The 21,522-nt window shown below is 42.6% G+C and carries 23 protein-coding genes; 11 read left to right on the top strand and 12 right to left on the bottom strand.

From position 1 onward, the window contains the following. Positions 1-54: 54 nt before the first annotated feature. The 4 genes from QS795_RS07485 to QS795_RS07470 all read right to left on the bottom strand — a co-directional run bounded on the left by QS795_RS07485 (position 55) and on the right by QS795_RS07470 (position 2,651). Positions 55-525: a hypothetical protein gene (locus QS795_RS07485; protein WP_318627116.1), complete on the bottom strand. Its 471-nt coding sequence runs from the start codon at positions 523-525 to the stop codon at positions 55-57. Positions 526-575: 50 nt separating this feature from the next. Further along, a complete protein-coding gene (locus tag QS795_RS07480; protein WP_318627115.1) occupies positions 576-962 on the bottom strand; it encodes a hypothetical protein in 387 nt (128 codons plus the stop codon). Between the two features lie 137 nt (positions 963-1,099). Next, positions 1,100-2,065, bottom strand: coding sequence for an XdhC family protein (locus tag QS795_RS07475; protein WP_286271846.1), 966 nt, complete (start codon positions 2,063-2,065; stop codon positions 1,100-1,102). Between the two features lie 25 nt (positions 2,066-2,090). After that, positions 2,091-2,651, bottom strand: a complete 561-nt coding sequence (locus QS795_RS07470) for a nucleotidyltransferase family protein (RefSeq protein WP_286271845.1) — start codon at positions 2,649-2,651, stop codon at positions 2,091-2,093. Between the two features lie 207 nt (positions 2,652-2,858). Here QS795_RS07470 and QS795_RS07465 point away from each other — a divergent pair, with 207 nt between their 5' ends. The 3 genes from QS795_RS07465 to QS795_RS07455 are packed head-to-tail and all read left to right on the top strand — an operon-like array spanning position 2,859 to position 7,434. After that, positions 2,859-5,654: a xanthine dehydrogenase family protein molybdopterin-binding subunit gene (locus QS795_RS07465; protein WP_318627114.1), complete on the top strand. Its 2,796-nt coding sequence runs from the start codon at positions 2,859-2,861 to the stop codon at positions 5,652-5,654. Continuing rightward, positions 5,651-6,202, top strand: a complete 552-nt coding sequence (locus QS795_RS07460; RefSeq protein WP_318627113.1) for a (2Fe-2S)-binding protein — start codon at positions 5,651-5,653, stop codon at positions 6,200-6,202. Before QS795_RS07465 ends, QS795_RS07460 begins: the two co-directional genes overlap by 4 nt. Next, a complete protein-coding gene (locus tag QS795_RS07455; protein ID WP_286271840.1) occupies positions 6,199-7,434 on the top strand; it encodes a c-type cytochrome in 1,236 nt (411 codons plus the stop codon). Before QS795_RS07460 ends, QS795_RS07455 begins: the two co-directional genes overlap by 4 nt. Before the next feature lie 90 nt (positions 7,435-7,524). On the opposite strand, the gene QS795_RS07450 is transcribed toward QS795_RS07455, so the two are convergent. Next, a complete protein-coding gene (locus QS795_RS07450; protein ID WP_318627112.1) occupies positions 7,525-8,517 on the bottom strand; it encodes an acyltransferase family protein in 993 nt (330 codons plus the stop codon). Between the two features lie 295 nt (positions 8,518-8,812). Here QS795_RS07450 and QS795_RS07445 point away from each other — a divergent pair, with 295 nt between their 5' ends. Then, on the top strand, positions 8,813-9,271 hold the full coding sequence (locus QS795_RS07445) for a hypothetical protein (protein ID WP_286271835.1): 459 nt from the start codon (positions 8,813-8,815) through the stop codon (positions 9,269-9,271). 128 nt (positions 9,272-9,399) lie between these two features. On the opposite strand, the gene QS795_RS07440 is transcribed toward QS795_RS07445, so the two are convergent. Beyond that, on the bottom strand, positions 9,400-9,924 hold the full coding sequence (locus tag QS795_RS07440) for an Lrp/AsnC family transcriptional regulator (protein ID WP_286271834.1): 525 nt from the start codon (positions 9,922-9,924) through the stop codon (positions 9,400-9,402). A gap of 151 nt (positions 9,925-10,075) precedes the next feature. Between QS795_RS07440 and QS795_RS07435 the strand changes: the two genes are divergently transcribed. Then, positions 10,076-10,687, top strand: coding sequence for a LysE family translocator (locus QS795_RS07435; protein WP_286271833.1), 612 nt, complete (start codon positions 10,076-10,078; stop codon positions 10,685-10,687). A gap of 46 nt (positions 10,688-10,733) precedes the next feature. Here QS795_RS07435 and QS795_RS07430 read toward each other — a convergent pair whose 3' ends face one another. Beyond that, on the bottom strand, positions 10,734-12,152 hold the full coding sequence (locus QS795_RS07430) for an aminotransferase-like domain-containing protein (RefSeq protein WP_286271830.1): 1,419 nt from the start codon (positions 12,150-12,152) through the stop codon (positions 10,734-10,736). A gap of 244 nt (positions 12,153-12,396) precedes the next feature. Between QS795_RS07430 and QS795_RS07425 the strand changes: the two genes are divergently transcribed. The 4 genes from QS795_RS07425 (at position 12,397) to QS795_RS07410 (ending at position 15,864) form a co-directional block, all read left to right on the top strand. After that, on the top strand, positions 12,397-13,734 hold the full coding sequence (locus QS795_RS07425; protein ID WP_318627111.1) for a cytochrome ubiquinol oxidase subunit I: 1,338 nt from the start codon (positions 12,397-12,399) through the stop codon (positions 13,732-13,734). Next, positions 13,724-14,734 (top strand): cytochrome d ubiquinol oxidase subunit II, encoded by a 1,011-nt coding sequence (gene cydB, locus QS795_RS07420; protein WP_154603957.1) that lies wholly within the window; start codon positions 13,724-13,726, stop codon positions 14,732-14,734. Before QS795_RS07425 ends, cydB begins: the two co-directional genes overlap by 11 nt. Then, positions 14,691-14,870, top strand: a complete 180-nt coding sequence (locus tag QS795_RS07415) for a DUF2474 domain-containing protein (RefSeq protein ID WP_071992173.1) — start codon at positions 14,691-14,693, stop codon at positions 14,868-14,870. Before cydB ends, QS795_RS07415 begins: the two co-directional genes overlap by 44 nt. A 154-nt stretch (positions 14,871-15,024) precedes the next feature. Next, complete coding sequence (locus QS795_RS07410) at positions 15,025-15,864, top strand: siderophore-interacting protein (RefSeq protein WP_286271825.1); 840 nt, start codon at positions 15,025-15,027, stop codon at positions 15,862-15,864. A 69-nt stretch (positions 15,865-15,933) separates the two neighbouring features. On the opposite strand, the gene phoH is transcribed toward QS795_RS07410, so the two are convergent. The 4 genes from phoH to QS795_RS07390 form a co-directional block, all read right to left on the bottom strand. Further along, complete coding sequence (phoH, locus tag QS795_RS07405; protein WP_286271824.1) at positions 15,934-16,719, bottom strand: phosphate starvation-inducible protein PhoH; 786 nt, start codon at positions 16,717-16,719, stop codon at positions 15,934-15,936. A gap of 487 nt (positions 16,720-17,206) precedes the next feature. Continuing rightward, positions 17,207-18,172: an endonuclease gene (locus QS795_RS07400; RefSeq protein WP_418055376.1), complete on the bottom strand. Its 966-nt coding sequence runs from the start codon at positions 18,170-18,172 to the stop codon at positions 17,207-17,209. A 323-nt stretch (positions 18,173-18,495) separates the two neighbouring features. Beyond that, positions 18,496-18,957, bottom strand: a complete 462-nt coding sequence (locus tag QS795_RS07395; protein ID WP_080675670.1) for a threonine/serine exporter — start codon at positions 18,955-18,957, stop codon at positions 18,496-18,498. Beyond that, positions 18,957-19,769 carry a threonine/serine exporter family protein gene (locus QS795_RS07390; protein ID WP_286271819.1) on the bottom strand — a complete coding sequence of 271 codons (813 nt, stop codon included), beginning with the start codon at positions 19,767-19,769 and terminating at the stop codon, positions 18,957-18,959. The genes QS795_RS07395 and QS795_RS07390 overlap by 1 nt, the downstream gene beginning before the upstream one ends. Positions 19,770-19,917: 148 nt before the next feature. Between QS795_RS07390 and QS795_RS07385 the strand changes: the two genes are divergently transcribed. Further along, complete coding sequence (locus QS795_RS07385; RefSeq protein ID WP_154627981.1) at positions 19,918-20,556, top strand: TetR/AcrR family transcriptional regulator; 639 nt, start codon at positions 19,918-19,920, stop codon at positions 20,554-20,556. Here QS795_RS07385 and QS795_RS07380 read toward each other — a convergent pair. Then, entirely contained in the window at positions 20,551-20,958 is a 408-nt protein-coding gene (locus QS795_RS07380) for a hypothetical protein (protein ID WP_318627110.1), read from the bottom strand. The genes QS795_RS07385 and QS795_RS07380 overlap by 6 nt on opposite strands. A 246-nt stretch (positions 20,959-21,204) precedes the next feature. On the opposite strand from QS795_RS07380, the gene QS795_RS07375 reads away from it, so the two are divergent. Then, entirely contained in the window at positions 21,205-21,498 is a 294-nt protein-coding gene (locus tag QS795_RS07375; protein WP_154603961.1) for a DUF5339 domain-containing protein, read from the top strand. The last annotated feature ends 24 nt before the right edge of the window (positions 21,499-21,522 follow it).

The following is a 21,522-nucleotide window of genomic DNA, read 5'->3' as shown; positions in this document are numbered from 1 at the left end:
CTGCTTTTTTAATTTAAGCTCACAATTCTTCACTTCAAATAACCACTATATTGCTCAATTCATTACATCATTCTTCACACTCGTTTTTGTTTCTCGCGCAGATGGCGTAAATAAAACAATCAACGAAAAAATGAGTTGAATAGCCATAAAAATCATCAAGAAACTAGACTGATTGATAAACGTTAGTGGCGTGATAAACAATGATGAACACGTAAAGGCAAGAGCAATGACCAATGGATATTTAATGCCAATATCCCGAATTCGTTGCGTAAGAATAAGTGAGAAAATATATAGTTGAACAGCCGCTGATACTAATTCCATTAGTCCAAACAAGCTAAAAGAAAATTGGTAATAAAAGTTACTTTTAAACACTAATTCAGCATCTTCGGGATGTGAATCCAAATACCATTGATAGACTAATACCTGAATGATACTCAGAACGATTATCCAAAAAATTTCCGCGCCTAGGAAAGATAGTCTTGCTCGTCTTTTATATTTCCATTGATAAATTAGTTTTGATTGCATGGTAAATCCTTTCACATGTTAAAAAATATTGATTTTCTTAGTTTTTGCTCTCATCTCTTTGAAATTGGTAATGCCAACCCAGTAACAAAAAAAAGCAAAAAAACCAGCAACATATTCATATAGTCGGTAACACCATTTTTTTGCGTGATTTTAGGTTTAGCTTCTCCATCCTCACCTTCATCTGTGATCGCAAATTTACCTTGGTACAGTTTATCCAAGACATTTAATGCATTCTCTAACTCGCATTTTGGTACCAATAATTTAACGCCACCAATAGCTTGGGCATACATTTGGTTATTCCAGACCATGTTTTCGTCTAATAATAGAGAATCAATTCCTTCAGAGTTGAGCAAACCCGCGTCTATTCTTGCTTCTAGAGGAGAAAGGTACTGTGACAGTAATGTGTATTGAGCCCGAGTTGGATGGATATACCACATTGTAACCTCCCTGTAGGATCGATTTTAGCGAATACCTAGAATAGTCTATCTATCAGAATCGATGAACGAGTCTTATCCTAAATTTCCCGCTCAAATGATGATATCAATATAATAGGGTTCATCTATTCCCTACTGTATTAACCCCGCCCATTCTTATGCGCCACTATGTCGGCCATAATCGCTAACGCAATCTCTGGTGGCGTTTTACTGCCAATTGGAATACCGATAGGCGCATGGATCTGGTCTATCATTTCAAGCGTTAATCCCCCTGAATTTAATAAACGCTCTCGGCGCTTAGCACTGGTTCGGGTTGAGCCCATTGCGCCAATATAAAATGCAGATGTGTTCACTGCTTCCATTAATGTTAAATCATCAATACGAGGGTCGTGAGTCAAAGACACAATCGCGGTATTGGATGCGCTTGGATTCTCTTCTAAAAATCGGGCAGGGAATATTTTTTTAATCTCAACTTGTTCAGCAATTTGCCCAGCAAAGCGTAACAATTCGTCATCGCGATGCTCACAAAGAATCACTTCAAAACCTAATGTAACCGCAAAATTAGCGCAGTAAACGCCGACATTGGAGATACCCGCAATGATTAGCTTGGGTGGCGCCATGATATAAAACTGGATCTCATCACCATTGCGCTCAATGTGAGTGGGATGCTGTGAATTTGGCACCGTCGTGATTTCACTTCGCAGGGGGAGTGTCAATTTTTTGATGATGGCGGTATAACCGAGCAGTGCTGTTTGAATCTGTGAGAGGTATTGATGAGAATGCGGGTTACAGGGTAAATATTCGATAAGAACATCTAAACTCCCTTCACAAGGTAAATTGACTTTGGCTTCCACCCCACCCTGACCATAGCGAACAACTTGGCTATCTTTTAAATAATGGCCTTTCTGAATTCGTTGCAGAAAATCCTCTTCAATACAGCCTCCAGAAAGAGAACCTACATACATCCCATCGCCTTTAGCGACCAATAAAGAGCCAGGGCTTCGCGGCGATGAACCATACGTATTCAGCACAGTGCATAACCAGACAGGCTCATCCGTTGCCCACTTAATTGCTTGAGAAATCACGGAAACATCTTCACGTAACATATTCAGTCCCTATTGATTTTTATTCTTAGTTTTTATTTGGAAGATAATCAATATCTTTAATGACATTCTCATCATTTATCTGCATTTCGTAAACCAATTGATGACGTAATATTGATTTTGCGCCATCATCGCCCGATAAATTAAGTAAATTTTGTCGATATTTTTCTGATATTCCGACAGGATGCCCCGGTATGTTTTTATATACAGGTCGCACTAATGAATAATTTTTTAATTCGTTCGCAACTCGAATAAATATTTCGTGAGAAATATATGGCATATCCCCCAACTGAATTAACCAGCCACTCCAATTAGAGGTGTTTTTTACGCCTAACGCAATCGATTCCCCTAGTCCATGACTATTTAATACGGAAAATGGAATATTAAAATGTAAACAATTGTTAATGACACCCACATTATCAGCGCGAGTGACCACATGAATAGGCAATTCACTATTCATTGAATTTACAAGCGTTTTTTCGAACACAGTTTGTTGGTCAATTCGATAATTTAATTTACTTCCTTCACCGCCAGCACGTTGAAAACGCTCACTTTTTCCTGCCGCTAATATTAATATACCTATATTCATGGTTTACATTATACATAATTAATTTTATTGTTTATATTATAAATAATAATATGCAGATTATGCTGGTAATCACTATTTTTATTATCCATCCAATTCTACTCATATTTCGATAGAAAATTATTGGATATATAAATATTTATATTACGAAACTAGCAATGAAATAAAAAATAATAATTGAAGCAATGAAAATAAGTGTAAGGGTATATTATGAGCAATAACCATGTCGGACTATCCCGCAGACACTTTATCAAATGTGCTGTTGTTGCGGGGATCTCTTGTTATATCGCCCCTTTGTATAGCCGAGCTTTTGATGTGCTATTCGAGGAAAAAATTCTTCAGGCTCCCGACTGGAACCCTGTCGATAAAAAAATCAAATTCCGAATTGATGGCTATGCCAAAGTGCAAGGTGAAAAAGTCTTTGCAAGAGATATTCGAGCCCGCGATATCCCTCACTGGCCCAAACAACAAGGGCATGCCTTTCTTCTACGTGTCACCCAAGCCGATAAAATCTACGAAGGTTTTAATCTCGAACGACTTAATGATGGCTTAATGCCTGACCGTATTGTTACCGCCAGTGATTTAGAAAAAGATGGCGTCGCCTTCCCGGAGTTCTATGGTGAAGATTTACTATTACCGACAGGAAAAACCCCTGCTTACTTAGGGCAAGCCGTCGCGTTACTGATTTATCATGATTTTGCCAAATTTAACTTCGCTAAAGAGACACTCAAATTCCACGATGATGTCATCCAATATGGTGCTTACACGGGACCATTACAGCGAGATCCTTGGGGAACTTATCGTGGGGTTCGTATCGGCGGAGAAACACCATTCTCGCCTGATACATATTCCAGCATGAAAGATATGCCTATCTCCCCGATTGGTATGAAAAAGCATCTCCCTATCTGGCCTGAAGGTCGTGAAGGTGGAAAGCTAGATCAAGAAGGCATGTATTATGCGGATGAACTCGCCAAACAGTTAGAAAATCCGCCGGAAGATTGGCTAGTTATCAAGCGTAAATACTTCTCGCAATCAATTGATACCTCTGCGCTCGAACCTGATAACGCCAATGGCTGGTACGATGCAAAAACACAATCTTTTCATTTAGTGATCCCAACCCAGTCTCCGCAAGAAGTGGCCGCATCACTGCCTGAAATGCTCGCAAAATCCAAATTCCCGATAAAGCAAATATTCTTACATCCATGCTTTACGGTGGGTTATGGCTCGAAAGATCACACCCCATTCCCTTATTATGGTGCGATGGCAACCCTATACGGTGATGGCGTTCCGATCCGCCTAGCCAATGACCGTTATGAACAGTTCCAATCCACCATCAAACGCCATGCGTTTGACATGGATTACACCCTCGCTGTCAATAAGAAAACCCATAAAATTGAAGCACTTTCCGCCTCATTTATTGGGGATGGCGGCGGTCGATGTAACTTTACGCCTTCCGTTGTAATGGTTGCGGCCACCGGCGCCCAAGCCATCTACTATATTCCTCGCAGTGATTTATCTGCGGTGGGTATCGCTTCTCGTGCGGTTGATGCGGGATCTGCCCGTGGTTATGGTACGTTACAGGCTATGGCTGCCACTGACATGATCATGGAAGAAGCCGCAAAATTACTCAAGGCCGACCCTATTGAGTTTCGCCTGAATAACATCATCAAGTCAGGAATGAAGAATACCCAAGGGGCGATCCCCGGTGGTGCAATTCGCGCAGATGAAGTGCTAAGCCGTTGCGCTGAGCATCCAATGTGGAAAGAAAGAGCGAAACGTAAAGCCGACTTTGAAGCTAAAAATGCAGGCAAACTATTTGGTACCGGCATTTCTTGCGTTCAAAAAGACTTCGGTACAGGTGCTGAATCCTCCTTTGCGCGCGTTGAACTCACGCCTGAAGGAAAAATAGCCATTTATCATAGTGGTGCAGAGATTGGTACGGGGATGTCCACATCCCAAGCCGTAGTTTGTGCCAAGTGGTTAGGTAAGCCTGCGGAAGAAGCTCATTTTTCAGTTGTAGATTGGTCAGTTCTGCCGATGATTTCGACAGGAAACCCATTTGCGATGGCGCAAGATGAACAAGAGCGCCTCGCCACTAACCCGCTCTGGACACCAAATTACTGCTCTCCAGCCAGTGCCAGTAACTCCGCTTATTATTTCACCCACAGTACGGAAGAAGCCGCTCGATTAGTCTTTGAATATGGTCTGTGGCCTGCGGCAATGTCAATTTGGCAAGAAGGCATTGGTGGTGGACAAGCAGCGCCACTCGTGGTTCGTCGTGAAGATGCCCGTTGGGTTGCCAATGGTCTCACCGCTGATGGACTAGAAGTGCTGAGCCTACAACGCTTAATCGACCGTACATTTGAGATGGGCGGTTTAACTGGCGCAGTTTGCCATGTCTTTAACCGCTGGGAATGGGCTGAAGCTGATTTCAAAATTAATGATGAAACCCGCCGCCTTCCTGTTGATGGTCTTTCCCTACGTTTTGCGAATAAAGATTATCAAGTGTGGCATCGTCAAAAAGCGTATTACCCTGATACTCAAAGAAACAATGCTGGCGTTACCTATTACAGCGCCGTCGCTACCTTATCTGAACTTGCTATTGATAAAGCCACCGGTCATGTCGAATTGCTCGACCACCACACTGTGGTTGAATGCGGAAACTTAATTGTTCCTCAACTGGTTTCAGGGCAAATCCAAGGTGGATTAGCGATGGGCATTGGTCATGCGCTCCATGAATATTTACCTCTCTATGAAGATGGACCCGGAAATGGAACGTGGAACTTTAACCGTTACCACTTACCCCTCGCAAATGATGTTGCGGTTTGGAAACAAACTAGCGAAATCCTGCCGGGGTTATCCGATACCGACCCACCAAAAGGGGTCGCTGAAGTTGTTATGATCCCTGTCGTTTCTTCCATCGTCAATGCGATTGCTGATGCAACGGGGCATCATTTCTTGAGTCTGCCTGTTCGCCCTAACGATATTCTAGAGGTATTATCATGAGCCTAAATTTTCTACCACTCACCATCAACATTAACGGTCAACAATATGGACCGATGGATGTTCCTGAAGGTCTCATGATGATTGATTTTCTTCATGAGTATGTTGACCTTACGGGTTCACGACTTGGCTGCGGTCAAGGTATTTGCCACGCTTGTGTGGTGATTTTGGATAACCCATCAGGCACCAGCGAAGAAGTTCGTACCTGCATTACAGGCGCACACTTTTTCAACAACAAAAGCATTCGTACCATCGAAGGGGCTGCCACCAAAGAAGAAAATGGTGACGTTAAATTATCCCCTGTACAAGAAGCGTTTATCGATCACTTTAGTTTCCAATGTGGTTACTGCACCCCAGGCTTTGTCAATGCGGCGACAATTTTCGTTGAAGAATTGCAACGCAACCCGATTGCCGAGGAAGAGCTAGAAGAAGACATCAAAACGGCTTTAAATAATCACATTTGCCGCTGTACGGGTTATGTTCGTTATTATGAAGCAGTGCGTGATGTGGTGATGAGTACTCCGGGACTAATCAAGGAGACGATAAAATGATCAAACGTATTATTTTATGGTTGATAGCGATAGCTATCGTCGTCTGGGCGATTCTGTATTGGTATGAGAGTCGTAAACCAGACGGCCCTGTACAAAAAGTCACCGCGAGTGCCGAGGAAATTGAGCGTGGTCGTTACTTAACGCTTGCCGGTGACTGTGCAGCATGTCACACCAGCGCAAACGGCGCGCCTTTAGCGGGCGGTTTTCCTCTCGATACGCCTTTTGGCACTATTTATAGTAGTAACTTAACGCCTTCTGCTGACTATGGGATTGGCCGTTGGACAAAAGAAGAGTTCCATAAAGCATTAACTGAGGGTGTTTCGCCACCAAGCAAAAACCTCTACCCTGCGATGCCATATACCTCCTATAAAGGGATAACTCGCAGTGATTCTGACGCTATCTACAGCTATTTAATGAGTCGCCCGGCAGTTGATGTCGCACCACCAGAAAACTCACTGCCTTTCCCATTAAACCAACGCATGGCGATGATTGGCTGGAACCTATTATTTTTCAATGATAAACCTTTGCCGAATAGCTCCCAAGGCAGTTCTCCAGAATGGGAACGCGGAAAGTATTTAGTCAATGTGCTTGAACACTGCTCTGAATGCCACACTCCAAGAGGCGCACTCGGCGAAATGGAGCTAGATAAGTATATGAAAGGCGGCGCATTAGGCCGTTTCACTGCTCCTGACATTACCCCTGACGCCCTCGCTGCTCGTGGCTGGACAAAAGAGGATCTCCAGCAGTTCTTCATGACAGGATTAGCGCCGCAAGGTTCAGCCTACAGCGATATGCATCCGGTTATTTACCTCAGCACGCAACATTTAACCCCGGAAGATAATAAGGCCATTGCGACCTACCTAATGGGTGATAATCCACCAGCTACATTACCGCTCAAGATGGGTGATGGTAACGCAGCAGGTAAACAGGTTTATCTGGAAAGTTGCTCAGGTTGCCACTCCTATGATGGCAGCGGTAAACCTAATGTGGCAGTGGCGATGAAAGGTAATTCGACCCTGCGTGATGTGGACAGCACCAATCTCATTAATGCCGTATTAGATGGTTTGCCGGAGCAAGCGTTCCCAAATAACCAAAACATGCAAAGCATGCCAGGTTTCGCCGACAAGCTTAACGACCAGCAAATTGCCGATTTGGTCAACTTCCTGCGCGTTCAATGGGGTGGGCAAACTGGTGATGTTACCCCTGAGCAAGTTAAGGCCCTGCGTAAATAAGCCATTTTGATCTTAAATAAAGGCTTACCGAGATTGTTCGGTAAGCCTTATTTTATAGACCCCTTCCGTTCCTAATCTTACTATCCTCTATTATTTTTTCGGCTTTAATTCAGGGTTTAAAAACCAATGAATGGTCGAATTTTTGGCAAGAATTAACGCTAACATAATGGTAAAGAGAGTGAGCAAAATTAAAAGCGGTAAACCCGCTTCGATGTGGAATGAATTTAACCCAGTCAATAGTAAGAAACAGATGATCGGATGAATTAAATATACCCCTAATGCGTTATTGGCTATTTTCACAAATCGCTCAGTCGATAATGCAATACAAATCACCGCAATAGAAATTAACACGCCCATTAGAAATGCAAAAACATGCTCAAAGAAATGATAAGCAAGTTGGTTTCCCCCTAAAGTTTTTATTAGCTCAGATTCAATATCTACTGAGGTATAAATATAAATCGCAACCAAGGCGATTACTGCGGATACGATAAAAAATACATTTTTCCTGAGCCAAATTATTTTTTTATCATCACAAAAGTACGCCATAACAAAAAATGGGAAATACTGAAGAATCGCCGAGAAACCAGTAAGATCCGATAAGTATATCTTGGAGAAAAACGCAATAATGATGGATAACAGCAAGGTGACATTCACTCCCCCGACATTATTCTTTATAAATGAGGGCAGTAATAAAAAAACGGCTTGCCATATCGGTACCGCTAAGAAAAACCAAACACCATTTTGAGGAAACAGTAAATATTCTTCGATAGTTAATCGATTTGTAAAATAAAGCGGGATCGCATCTATCGTTTGAAATGTGAAATAGATAATTAAAGGTGGGATTAAATGGGCTCGCCAACCTTGCCATAAAATCCCTTTACTTAAATATGCAGCGATAAAAACAAACATCGGGATTAATACCCAATCAAAGACTTCAATCAATATTGAATAATCGGATTTCACGATTGGATTAACATTTAAATAAAAATTAAAGACAATCAAAGAACTCAATATTAATTTTAATGTTTGCCAATTCGGTAAATGACGATTTCTTACCTGCATAGCGAGAGTTCCATTACACATATTCTACCCTATTTTATCATTATTCGATTAGCATTCGTGTACTTTAAAATGACTCCCCTTAATTTAACAAACGTCATAGTAATAATCTAATCCTTGCCAAAAGTCTTAGAGAATTTTCCACTTACCTGCCACATTCGTGCCTTTTGTCTAATATTGATAACTTACCGTGTGGAATAATCTGCTTTTGAGGCATCAATACATTTAGCTTAATTTTAAATGCTAAACTCTCTCTTGAGCATCTGAATATGATGCCGATAACATAAATATTGATAACTCTTTTATTGGTAGGGATCCCATGAAACTTCGCCGTACACTACTCGCTCTAGCATTACCTGTACTCATGTCTGTTCCAGCACTGGCTGATTCACACACAGTGACTGTATTTCAATGCGTTAACAAAAATGACCGTCAGGTCAAAGTGACGTTGATTAATGGTCAGTATCAGTACCAGTTTGGAAAATTAAATCAACAGCCTGATATTGAAATTACCCGTAGTCCTAAACAACTTACGCAGGGCTTTTTCCAAACCCGCTATGCGGATACAGATACTGGTTATGCAGCTTCCCAAGAAATCGATTTTAAAAACGGCACTTATACCTATACCATTTTTACAACTCATTCAGGCTCTAAAATAGAATCAGGGGTTGAGGTTTATAACAAAGATAAGAAACTGACAAAGATTGTCTGTGTGCCAAATACCGTTGTTGACAATATTTATGAGCACCTTGCTGAAATCCCTGAGCGTCCAGAATAATATCTCTGGCGCTATATCCACTCATGAATAAGTAGTCAATACAAATTGGCAAGCTGCTCAATAATATCCATTATGATTATTGAGCAGTCTAGAAGGGTAAATAAGTGGATTTCATAAGCTTATAAAACTTATAAAGGAAGTGCATACGTCACTTTGACTGTCTCCATCGGCACTTCCGTTTTGATGCTCTGCACACTGCTTATTTGCGTCAAATAATCGGCATGAAAACGGCGATAGGAAGCCATATCTTCCGTCACAATACGGATTAGCGCATCACACTCACCCGCCATTAAATGGCACTCCACCACTTCTGGCATTTGCTGAATATCGGCAACAAATTGATTAATGGTTTGCGCATCTTGAGTTTTAAACCAAATACGTGCGAACAGGGATAAGCCCGCGCCAATCTTTGCACCATCCAACACCGCAACATAACGTTTGATTACGCCAGCATCTTCCAGCAGCTTAACGCGCCTTAAGCAAGGTGACGGGGATAAGCCGACCTCTTTTGCTAGTTCAACGTTTTGAATTTTTCCATCACGTTGCAGCACCTGCAAAATATGTTTATCAATCGCATCTAATTTGATAGCGGATGAACTGCTGTGTTCCAGCTCATGCTTTTCTGCATAATGCGAGTCAGTAGTCTTTGGCATGCGAACCTCTTTTGCTTTTATTTTTTGATATTAAATGTCAAATAAACATTCATGACAAGCAACAAAACAACCAAATTTCAACGGGAAATAGCTATAATAACCAAACTTTTTTCTCTTCATAAGAAAATAATAATAAATTAGAGGTGTTTGGATGGATCTACAAACGTTATTGCTGTTTAGTGCAACTGTCATTCCTTTGATTTGCACACCAGGTCCCGATATTTTATTTATCTCATCACAAGGGTTATCAGGCGGAATCTCTGCTGCGTGGAAAGCCAATTTGGGTATTATTCTCGGCTATGTAACCCATGCCATTTTAGCGGCACTTGGACTCGCGGCTATTGTTGCAACTTCACCGATTATCTTCCAAACCATCAAATGGGTGGGGGTCGCCTATGTTGCTTACTTAGCCGTCCGTATGCTGCTATCGGCCATGAAATCGAGAAAGTTCCAGATTAACGTCGTTTCCACGCAAGCTGTGATTGGCAAAGCGTTTCTCACTAGCTTCCTTAACCCTAAGGGGTTACTAGTTTATTTCGCAATTTTGCCTAATTTTATCCATGTTTCCGAAAGCGTTGCAATACAATCTTTAATCTTATCAGCGACTTTTATCACATCATGTATCATTATTTACGGTGCTATCGGCATGATATTCGCATCGATGCATAATCGCCAACAATATAGCGATAAAAAACGTCGCATTACAGAAGGTGTTGCTGGCGGAATGTTAACCTTTGCTGCCATCGGACTTGCAAGCAGCTAATCAACTCTCAAGGGTGAACGCGACTTACGCCCTCACCCTACATTCCCTATTTAAGCCCCGTTAATCGATAGCATAATCGCCCTAAAACTTGCATCGCCTGTTCAAGCCGGTCATTCCATGCAAATGACGCATTTAAGCGAAATGCATGATTGAATTGATCGCTGGTAGAGAACATGCTTCCCGGCGCGATGCTAATGCCTTCCTTCAACGCCAATTGATACAGCTGGATGGCGTTAAATGGCGGTTCAAATTCTAGCCATAAAAAATAACCGCCTTTTGGGGTGTTCACTTTAACGGTGGGCGGCATATATTTCGCGATTGCACTCAGCATGATATGTTGCCGCTGCTCCATGGTTTGGCGCAGTTTGCGCAGATGGTTATCATATCCCCCTTGAGATAAGTATTCCGCGATCGCCAGTTGGGTTGGCACACTGGCCGAAACGGTGCTCATCATTTGTAAATGCTGAATTTTGCTCGCGTGATGGCCTGCAGCCACCCACCCGACACGGTACCCCGGTGCTAAACATTTCGAAAATGATGAACAGTGGAAAAAGTTTCCTTGTGAATCAAGTGATTTTGCCGGAATAGGTTGCTGATTACCAAAGTAAAGCTCGCCATATACATCATCTTCGATCAACACAATTTTGTGACTGTTCAAAATATTCACTAACCGCTTTTTATTGGCTGGAGGCATCGTACCGCCTAACGGGTTTTGGTAGTGCGTCATCAACCAGCAAGCTTTGATCGGGTATTTATCCGCAATGTCCTCTAACGCATCAAGATCAATTCCAAATAATGGGTCAGTTTTGATGGCAATCGCTTTAAGTTTTAAGCGCTCTATCGCCTGCAAGGAACCATAAAATGCAGGTGATTCAATCACTACCCAATCACCCGGTTGAGTAACTGCTTGTAAGCTCAGCACCAATGATTCCATCGCGCCTGCCGTGATCACAATTTCATCAGGGGCGACGTGGATCCCTTGCGTTGCATAGCGCTGGGCAATATTGCGACGTAGCTGTTCATTCCCCGGTGGTAAGTTGGTGGTGGTGTTAGTTTTCGATAAACGACGCGCCACCGAAGCGAGAGACTTGGCTAATTTGGGGTCATCCAGTAAAGCGGGCTCTGGGAAAGCAGAGCCAAATGGAATAATATCTGGGTCTTTGCAAGCTTGTAGAACACCGAAAATCGAGGCGTTGATCTCCACATTTTCATTTAAATGGAGCCCTTTCCCCCCTTTTGCGGCGGCAAATGCATTATTGCGATTTGCAACATAATAGCCAGATTGCGGGCGCGCAGCGACCCACCCCTGACTTTCCAGTAATTGATAAGCTTGCACCACTGTCATTAAGCTTAAACCCGATTGTTTAACGCTCTCTCTTAGTGAAGGTAGCCTGTCACCTACTTGCCAAATACTATCTTCAATCTGTTGACGAATTTGTGCCGCTAGCTGTTCGTATCTCGTCATTCCCGCCTCACTGTTATAGGTGATTTGCTAAAAATTGTTACTATTATAGTTTATCGTCTCATGTTCTACTTATCCACACATTCACCTGACTTTTTTTAACTATAACCACAAAACATTTTTAGTTGGATTTATGAGTGTTAACAATCCAGCGAAATCAATTATTTATTGCTAAGGAACAGCCCACAATTGCTTCGCAATGGCTGGAAATGTGGCGTGTCGAAATCAATTCCATTCAGGGGTCAATATGTTTGGACTAACTGCGCTGGAGCTTGCCCGTATTCAATTCGCGTTTACGGTATCGTTCCATATTATCTTCCCTGCCATCACCATCGGGCTTGCCAGTTTTTTGGCAGTTCTCGAAGGTTTATGGCTAAAAACCCGCGATGCTGACTATATAAAATTGTTCCATTTTTGGTCAAAAGTGTTTGCCGTCAATTTCGGTATGGGGGTCGTTTCTGGATTGGTGATGGCATACCAATTTGGGACTAACTGGAGTTTCTTCTCGGATTTTGCAGGTGGCATCACCGGCCCACTCTTAACCTATGAAGTGCTCACCGCCTTTTTCTTAGAGGCTGGCTTCCTCGGTGTCATGCTATTTGGTATGAACCGCGTGGGCGAAAAGCTTCACTACTTTGCGACGTGCATGGTTGCACTCGGCACCATCATTTCAACCTTCTGGATCCTTGCATCCAATAGCTTTATGCAAACACCTCAAGGTTTTGAAATTATCGATGGGCGAATTGTCCCTGTCGATTGGTTAGCGGTGATCTTTAACCCCTCATTCCCATACCGCTTACTCCACATGACCACTGCGGCATTCTTGGCAGCGGCGTTTTTCATTGGTGCATCCGGCGCGTGGCATTTACTCAAAGGCAATAAATCCTCTGCCATGAAGAAAATGTTCTCCATGTCCTTGTGGTTGATCCTAATTTTAGCGCCAGTCCAAGCTTTCATCGGCGATGCTCATGGGTTAAACACTCTAAAATATCAGCCAGTTAAAGTCGCGGCAATGGAAGGTCACTGGGAAAATAAACCCGGCAAAGCCACCCCGCTGATCCTCTTCGGCATTCCAAATATGGAAAAAGAAAAAACCGAATATGCCATTGAAATTCCTTATATGGCGAGCCTGATTTTGACGCACAGCACCACCAAACAGGTTCCTGCACTAAAAGAGTTCCCGCCGGAAGATAGGCCAAATGTGTTTATGGTGTTCTGGTCATTCCGCGTGATGGTGGGCTTAGGCATGTTGATGATTGCCGCCGGTGTTTGGGGGCTATGGCTACGTTCACGTAAAAAACTGTATGACTCCAAATTGTTCCTCCGTTTTATGTTCGTCATGGCGCCATCAGGTTTAATCGCCATCTTAGCCGGTTGGTTTACCACCGAAATTGGTCGCCAGCCTTGGGTTGTCTACGGTTTACAGCGTACAGCAGATGCCGTGAGCGCCCATGGTGAAATGCACATGAGCGTGAGCTTGCTAGCCTTCTTTGTGGTGTACGGCGGCGTATTTGGCATCGGCTACATGTACATGATGAAATTAATTCGTAAAGGTATCTCCGAGGAGGCAACTCATGGGCATTGATTTACCACTAATTTGGTTTGTCATCATCGTCTTCAGTATGTTGATGTATATCGTGATGGACGGTTTTGACTTAGGTATTGGTATTTTGTACCCAGCCTTAAAAGAGAGCCAAGACCGAGATTTAATGATGAACAGTGTGGCACCGGTTTGGGATGGTAACGAAACCTGGTTAGTGCTTGGTGGTGCGGCGCTATTTGGGGCATTCCCATTAGCCTATGCCATTGTTTTAGATGCGCTATCCATCCCTCTTACCTTTATGTTGCTAGCACTGATTTTTCGTGGGGTCGCCTTTGAGTTCCGCTTCCGCGCCGATGAATCTCATCGCCGCCGCTGGGATCACGCCTTTATTTGGGGATCGATTCTTACCACATTCTCCCAAGGGATTGTGATTGGTGCGTTTATTCAAGGCTTCCACGTTGAAAACCGTGTGTATATGGGTGGCTATTTTGACTGGTTCGCACCTTTCCCTCTGTTCTGTGGATTTGGATTAGTCATCGCTTACGCCTTACTGGCATGTGGCTGGTTGATCATGAAAACAGAAGGACACCTGCGTAAAACCATGTATCGCGTGCTAACTCCATTAACACTGGTCATGTTAGCAGTGATTGGCGTGATCAGTTTATGGACGCCAATGTTAAATGAGGCGGTTTATACGCGTTGGTTTAGCTTACCAAACCTGTTTTTCTTCTTACCAGTTCCTTTATTAGTGCTCGGCTGTGTGTGGATCATTTTAAAAAGCGCCAAACGTCAACGTCACGATAGCGTGCCATTTCTCGCTGCACTCATGCTGATTTTCTTAGGGTTTACAGGATTAGGCATCAGCGTTTGGCCAAGTTTAATTCCGCCAGCAATTACCTTCCGCGATGCGGCAGGTCCTTCAGAAAGCTTAGGCTTTATGCTAGTTGGCGCCCTATTCATTATCCCTGTTATTTTGGTTTATACCTATTGGAGTTACTATGTCTTCAGAGGAAAAATTACCCCAGACCAAGGCTATCACTGATACAACTCTCCGCTCACCTTGGTGGAAGAAACTCGGTTGGATGGCAGCAATTTGGTTAGGAAGTGTATTGGCACTATTCGCATTCTCTTCCTTATTTAGATTGTTGATGACCGCCGCTGGCATGAAAGTGAAGTAAGCCCTTTGCCGCAGCATTTTAATGCTGCGGCATGTTTATAATTAGACGCTCAATAATCCTGCATCTTTTGAATAGTTTTCCTATAAACATTCATGATATGATAATGATAATAATTAACATATAATAATATTATCATTAAGAAAGGAGACGGTTAGTGGCTAGTGAACAGACTGTTGAAAAAAATATCTACCGCCCAGCGCCCCCACAGCTTATTCAAGTTAAATCCATTGTCGATATCAGCCCTTCTATTCGCAGCATCACATTTACGGGTGAAAAGTTAGCCAATTACCCAACGGAGTGTGAAGGTGGTCATCTCAAAATTTTTATTGCCCCTGACCATCAAAGCCAACCCGCGCTTCCTTTCCTCACTGAAAAAGGACGTAGCTGGCCAGAAGATAAGCCGCGCCCTTTTGTGCGCACTTACACCGTTCGCGCTATTCGCCCTGAACTCAATGAAATCGATATTGAATTTGCCATGCACGAAGGGGTAACAGGTCCTGCTTATCTGTTTGCTCGTGATGCAAAACCGGGTTATTGGCTGGGGATCACCAACCCTGGTGGCCCAGATCCACTACTACCTATCCGCACACATTATTTTATGGCGGGTGATTCAAGCTCTTTGCCTGCGATTGCGGCGTTACTGGAAAAAATGCCTGCTACCGCGATGGGACGCGTCGTTCTACGCCTTGACCACCAAGCGGATATTCGCGAGTTAGCCAAGCCAGCAGGCATCGAAATTGATTGGATCTGCGGAGACATTAGCCAAACTACCAATCTGATTAATACATTCAAATCGTGGGATATTCCAGAATCCGATGTGGGCTTTTGGATTGCCGGTGAAGATCAAATTATCCGTGAATTACGCCGTTTTATTAGACGTGAGAAAGGTTTTGGTCGCGATGATATCTATGCAATTCCTTACTGGCGATATGGCTATGATGAAGAAGGTTATCATCATGAACGTCACGCCGTCATGGACAACCCTGACGACTAATAAAAAACTGCCCCTATATTGGGGCAGTTTCATGCATTAATTAACCTGTGTAGCTAGTTAAACTAGTTGTTAGTCATTGTAAGCCAGCAGGGCCTTGTGACATAGCTGAGATCTCACACAATCATCAATCGTGAAATTGACCATCGAGACCATTTCATCGCTACTAAAGCGCTGTAACGCATCCCCTAAACCTGACTGAACACCGCTTGGTAAATCAGATTGGGTCACGTCACCGTTTACAATTACCGTTACGTTCTCACCCAAACGAGTTAAAAACATTTTCATTTGAGTGACTGTGACGTTCTGTGCTTCATCGAGGATCACAATCGCATTTTCGAATGTGCGACCACGCATATAAGCAAATGGCGCTATTTCAACTTTAGCAATCTCAGGGCGTAAACAATACTGTAGGAACGAAGCGCCTAATCGCTTCATTAATACGTCATAAACAGGTCGGAAATAAGGCGCGAACTTTTCAGACATATCTCCCGGTAAGAAACCAAGATCTTCCTCCGCTTGCAACACGGGTCTCGTGACAATGATTTTGCTAATTTCCTTGTTAATCAAGGCATCCGCAGCCAATGCAGTACTGATATAGGTTTTCCCGCACCCTGCCTCACCGTTAGCGAAAATCAACTGCTTGTGCTTGATGGAATTAATGTAGAGCTTCTGGGCTTCATTACGTGGTGCTATTGGAGTTTCATCGCGACGTTCTTTCGCCATGCCTATCGGCTCAATGCCTGTAAACTCAGCGAAGGAGGTAACGTTGTTCATATCATACCTCCCTGAACGGTCTTTGCGTGATGTACGTTTCATTTCACGACGTGCTTTTGTTGCAGCTTTCTGTCTACTCATAGTATTAACCCTTCCAGGTATCGATGATGTCAATTTCAGATGACGAACTATTCAAAACAGAGAGGAGCTCCCTTCAAGCTCTTGTGTTGCCTAGGTTGATAATTCAGGTATAAAAAAACCGGTTAGCAATCTCATCATGTCAGTTTCATGATGGAGTGGTAACCGGTTTCGCATATTGATTAACAAACACCTAGTTCTCATTAGTTTCTCCTATACAGGCGATACTCGTAAACTAAAGAATCTGCGTGACAATATTATGACAATATAAAAAATACTCGAACTCACGACAAAATATTGCATTGGCCCGAATATCATCAACCTACAACGTTTCCATACAATAAATATAGCGCGAGTTTTTTTTGAATGACAACTTTAAATTAACAAAAAATGTGTAAATACACGTATCTATCAGATAATCTGTGAAAAATTGCATATAGAAAACTGTAATAACTCGCTAAATTTACTGAGTTATTACAGTCCAATACTATTAACGAGGCTTACAGTTACCCGCTAATTGATAACCTTTTGCCTGAGCATCTGCTTCATTCGCAAAGAATTCCGCATTTTTATCCGATAAGGTTTTAAACCCTGAACAGTGGGATAAATGATATTTCTTTGAATTACGGTTACCTTTTACCTGCATCTCACCGTCCTTGTTTGGGGAAGATTGAGGTACAGGCTGAGGGACTCTTTCGCTGGGCTTATCACTCATATTTAAGCCATCACCGCTATTTTTGTGCCCTAAACTCCACGCTCTTTCACCCGTCACAAATGGGTTATGGTGCCCCATCACTTTAGCAATGCGCTGATCACGTTTTTGTTCCCATTCATTCACCGGATGCTGTTTATCCCACGCCATAAATAACTGCTGCTGTTGGCGTGACATGGATAAATTATAGCGGTCATGCATATAGAAATAGACCCGAGCAACCTGCCCTTTCACCTCGTCGCGTGGCTCAAAGATTTTCTGTTTAAAATCAATGCGGCTACGACATGCACCGTAAGAATAAGGCGCATTAGCCGGTAACTGGCCATAGCTCCAATTACTGCGGTCACCGTTCACTTCCCCAATTGAAGGCGCGAGGTTATGCATATCTGCTTCCATTCGAGAAAACACAGGGTCAGTTGAGACGCAATTTTTACGACCGCCATTCTGCCAGCACAGCCTTTGATGACCAAACACCCAAGCAGGAACAATATGTTCCCATTCAATACGCTCAGCACGGCTCTGTTGCTTACGCACTTGGTAGCCGCATGAGGCTAAATCAACTTGCCCACCACTTTTACCTGTCCATTCCCACTCACAGCCACAATATAGCGTTCCTTGTCCCTGATGATTTTGATCACCATAAACGAGGCTTTTACTGGACGTTTTCGCTTCAGTGAAATTGTTCGGTGCAGCATAAACGGAAGAGATAAATAACGAGGAAAAACATACTAACGCAATGATCATGCGCGAAAAATAAAAAATCTGTTTCAAAATAACACCATTGATAGGAAAAAAAGCAATTTATTAAATACAACACGTAAGTTATTCATGCAAAAATTGCCGAATGCACTATGTATACTCGCTAGTTGGATGAAATATAAGTCTTTTTGATATCAATTGGTACTCAATTTTATTACATCAAAAGCAATATCGGAATTTGTGCAATAATATACAAAGAATAGATAACAAGCTTGGCTAACAAAAAGCGTTAATCGCTATCAACTAACGCTTTTACTATTGCGTGATTTATTGCTTAAAGGACTCTAACAGTAAAACATTTGTGAGTATCAAACACTTGGCTTTTTTCGATATAACCACAATCCAGGTAACGAAATGCCGATAGAGAGCGCACCGACAATAAAAGATGCCCTTAAAAAGTAAGTAACCAGCGTTTCCATTAACTCTGGGGTATAGCCATATTGGGAAATTTTCACCACAGAAATCATTGCGATATAGGCGCTGATACCCGGAAACATAGGAATAACCGCTGCAACGGTAAAAACTTTCGGATGAGCCAACCACCAACGCGACCACTGAATCCCTATCATGCCAATTAAAATCGCGGCAAGAAAACTCGCCCATTCAATTTGCAACCCCAGCGACATTAAAATCATTCGTGAACCATAACCAATCGCGCCTAATAACCCGCAATATTTCAATGCCCTCACAGGCACATTAAACACCATTGCAAAACCAACAGCAGGGACAGCCGCTAAGACCATTTTCTCAATTAGCTCAATGAAAAACATTAGGCCCACTCCCTCAGATTCCAAATGATCATCGCCAATACAACGCCGATACAGGTTGCCAGCGTTAATAAGCTGGCCATCATCCAACGAGCAATTCCTGTATTCACGTGGCCTTTGAACATATCCGCCACCGCATTAATTAATGGAAATCCTGGAACTAACAACAGCACGCTTGCCGCCATCGCAATGGTTTCAGTCACATTTAAATAGGGCACTTTGAGTAATAAACCCGAAACGGATGTCGCGACAAATGCTGTAATGCAGAAGTTAATCAATGGGTTAATCTGGCGAGATGTTAACACTTGCCGGATATACATCGCACAGCCACTCGCCATAAAAGTGATCAACGCACTTTCCCAACCACCTCCGTTAAGGGAACTGAAGCAAGCACAAGAAAGCGCCACCATCACCACCATTAGCCAGCGGGGATAACGTAGTGGTTTGATGCCCGATAATTTTTTTTGTAGTTGTTTACGGTCAAGTAAATGGTGTTCAACGAGGATCACCGCATGCTGAACTTCAGTCACCACATGCATATTAATGCCACGGTCAATAATCCGCCGAGTCGATGTTAAACAACGCCCATCGATGATTGTGGTTAATACGAGTGAGTTAGATGAAATCGCACTATCTACCTGACTAGCGCCCAAAGCAATGCCTAAACGTGTTGTTAACTGCTCAACCAACATACTCTCAGCCCCATGCTGTAATAGCAACAAACCGCATTCAATACACAGCTTTGTAATTTCTCTCTGTGTATCAACAAGCATTTCTTCTCCCTGCGTTTTTTCATCCGCTATGCAATCCTTCATTCTCTCCCCCAAGGATTTGACAAAAATTCAGATATTGATTTAAACATGATAATATTCATATACATCATAGAGGAAAATAACAAACTGAATTATGACCTCTTTCAGATAATTTAGCCCCGTGCCGCCATTTTGTTAGGAAATTGATTTCATGAACCAGACAAGTTCAGCCAAAACACCAAAAGGACAGCGCCGCCATCAAGCACTTATTATGGCTGCGGCGGATATTTTTCTGCAATACGGTTTTGAAGGCACGACATTAGATATGATCATCGAACGCGCGGGCGGTTCCCGGTCGACGTTATATAAAAACTTTGGAGATAAAGAAGGCTTATTTGCCGCAGTCGTGGCACATATGATAGACGATATTTTTACCGAACCAGACCATAAAGAGCCGCCTTTAAACAACATAGAAGCGGTATTATCGTTTTATGGTTCGCGTTTTTTAGTCAATGTGATTAAACCCCAATCTATCGGGCTATATCGCCTAATATTGGGTGAATACAACCGCTTCCCTGATATTAGCCAACTCTTTTTCGAACAAGGCCCCGTGCAAAGCTATCAGCGCCTTGCCGAAAAGCTTGCACAAATTCCGACTGTCAAAGTCGATAAAGCCACACTGTTAAGTATTTCATCCCGTTATCTAGAGATGCTAAAAGCGGATGTTTTTATCAAAACCTTCTGTGTCGAAAACTTTAAACCTAGCGATGAATTTATCCATCAACAAATCGGGCTTTCCGTGGATATCATCGCTAGCTATATTCGTAAAATTAGTGCTAGTAAATCATAGTCCATTTAAAATTTCAGTGGCTCGCTGTTGCGCAGCTTGAGAGCTTTCCACTAAAATAACTTTAGGCCCATACAGAGATGAAATAACAGGTGCAGTTCGCTCCATTTCATCTTTATCCCCCCCATCTGGCTGTAACGTGATCACCATCGCTCGACAATATTCTGCCATCGCCTCTCTTCCATCTTTCAACCAACGACGCACGAATTTCATACATTCCATATCTTCTGCTGTTGGTTTCCCTTTCTGTTCCATAGGTGGATAAATTAAAACAAACGGGGTCTTTTTCGCTAATAATTGTTCAAGTTCCGATAACCATGACTGAGTTTCCACCATTGACGTTGGAAACGTATTCATCGCGCAGACAGGCCAGTTCTGAGTATTAATCATAATACTGTTATTCATTATCATTCCTTACGTTGGGTTGTTAACTCAATAAAGTGTACTGAAATGTACACTTTATCATTACAGGCAGTCAAGAATGATTCTCATTTATAGTTTGCAATTTATGCTATAGCCACTTCCTTTAATATTGGTATGATTAATTTGATAAAAATTAAAACTCATTGAAATATTCATCATTGGCCGATGTCTTTTTAAAAAATGGGATGCTATGCTGGCCGAAATATGACTTTTGAAAGTGAAAATATAATGAAGAATATTCTGCCAATTGCATTGGGCCTATTTGTTTCGCTGACTGCATTGAATGCAAATGCAGGACAAGTTTGTGACAAATATTTCAAAGAAATGAATGCGCTAGTTCAACAAGCGGAAGAACAATATAAAAACGAGCCTAATGCCAGTGAACAAATCGCATTAATGAAGTCGCAATTAGAAGACGCGAGGAAAACCCTCGCAAGTTATCCTGAAGATACGCAAGAGCAAGCATGCGGCCAGGCATTAACAGCTATTGAGCAGGCAAAAGAAACTGTCAATAAACCCTAATTGCTCCAAAGAAAAAGACCTGAT

It is taken from the genome of Providencia zhijiangensis (assembly GCF_030315915.2).
Taxonomy (GTDB): domain Bacteria; phylum Pseudomonadota; class Gammaproteobacteria; order Enterobacterales; family Enterobacteriaceae; genus Providencia; species Providencia zhijiangensis.
This window is presented reverse-complemented; position numbering and strand designations above follow the sequence as displayed.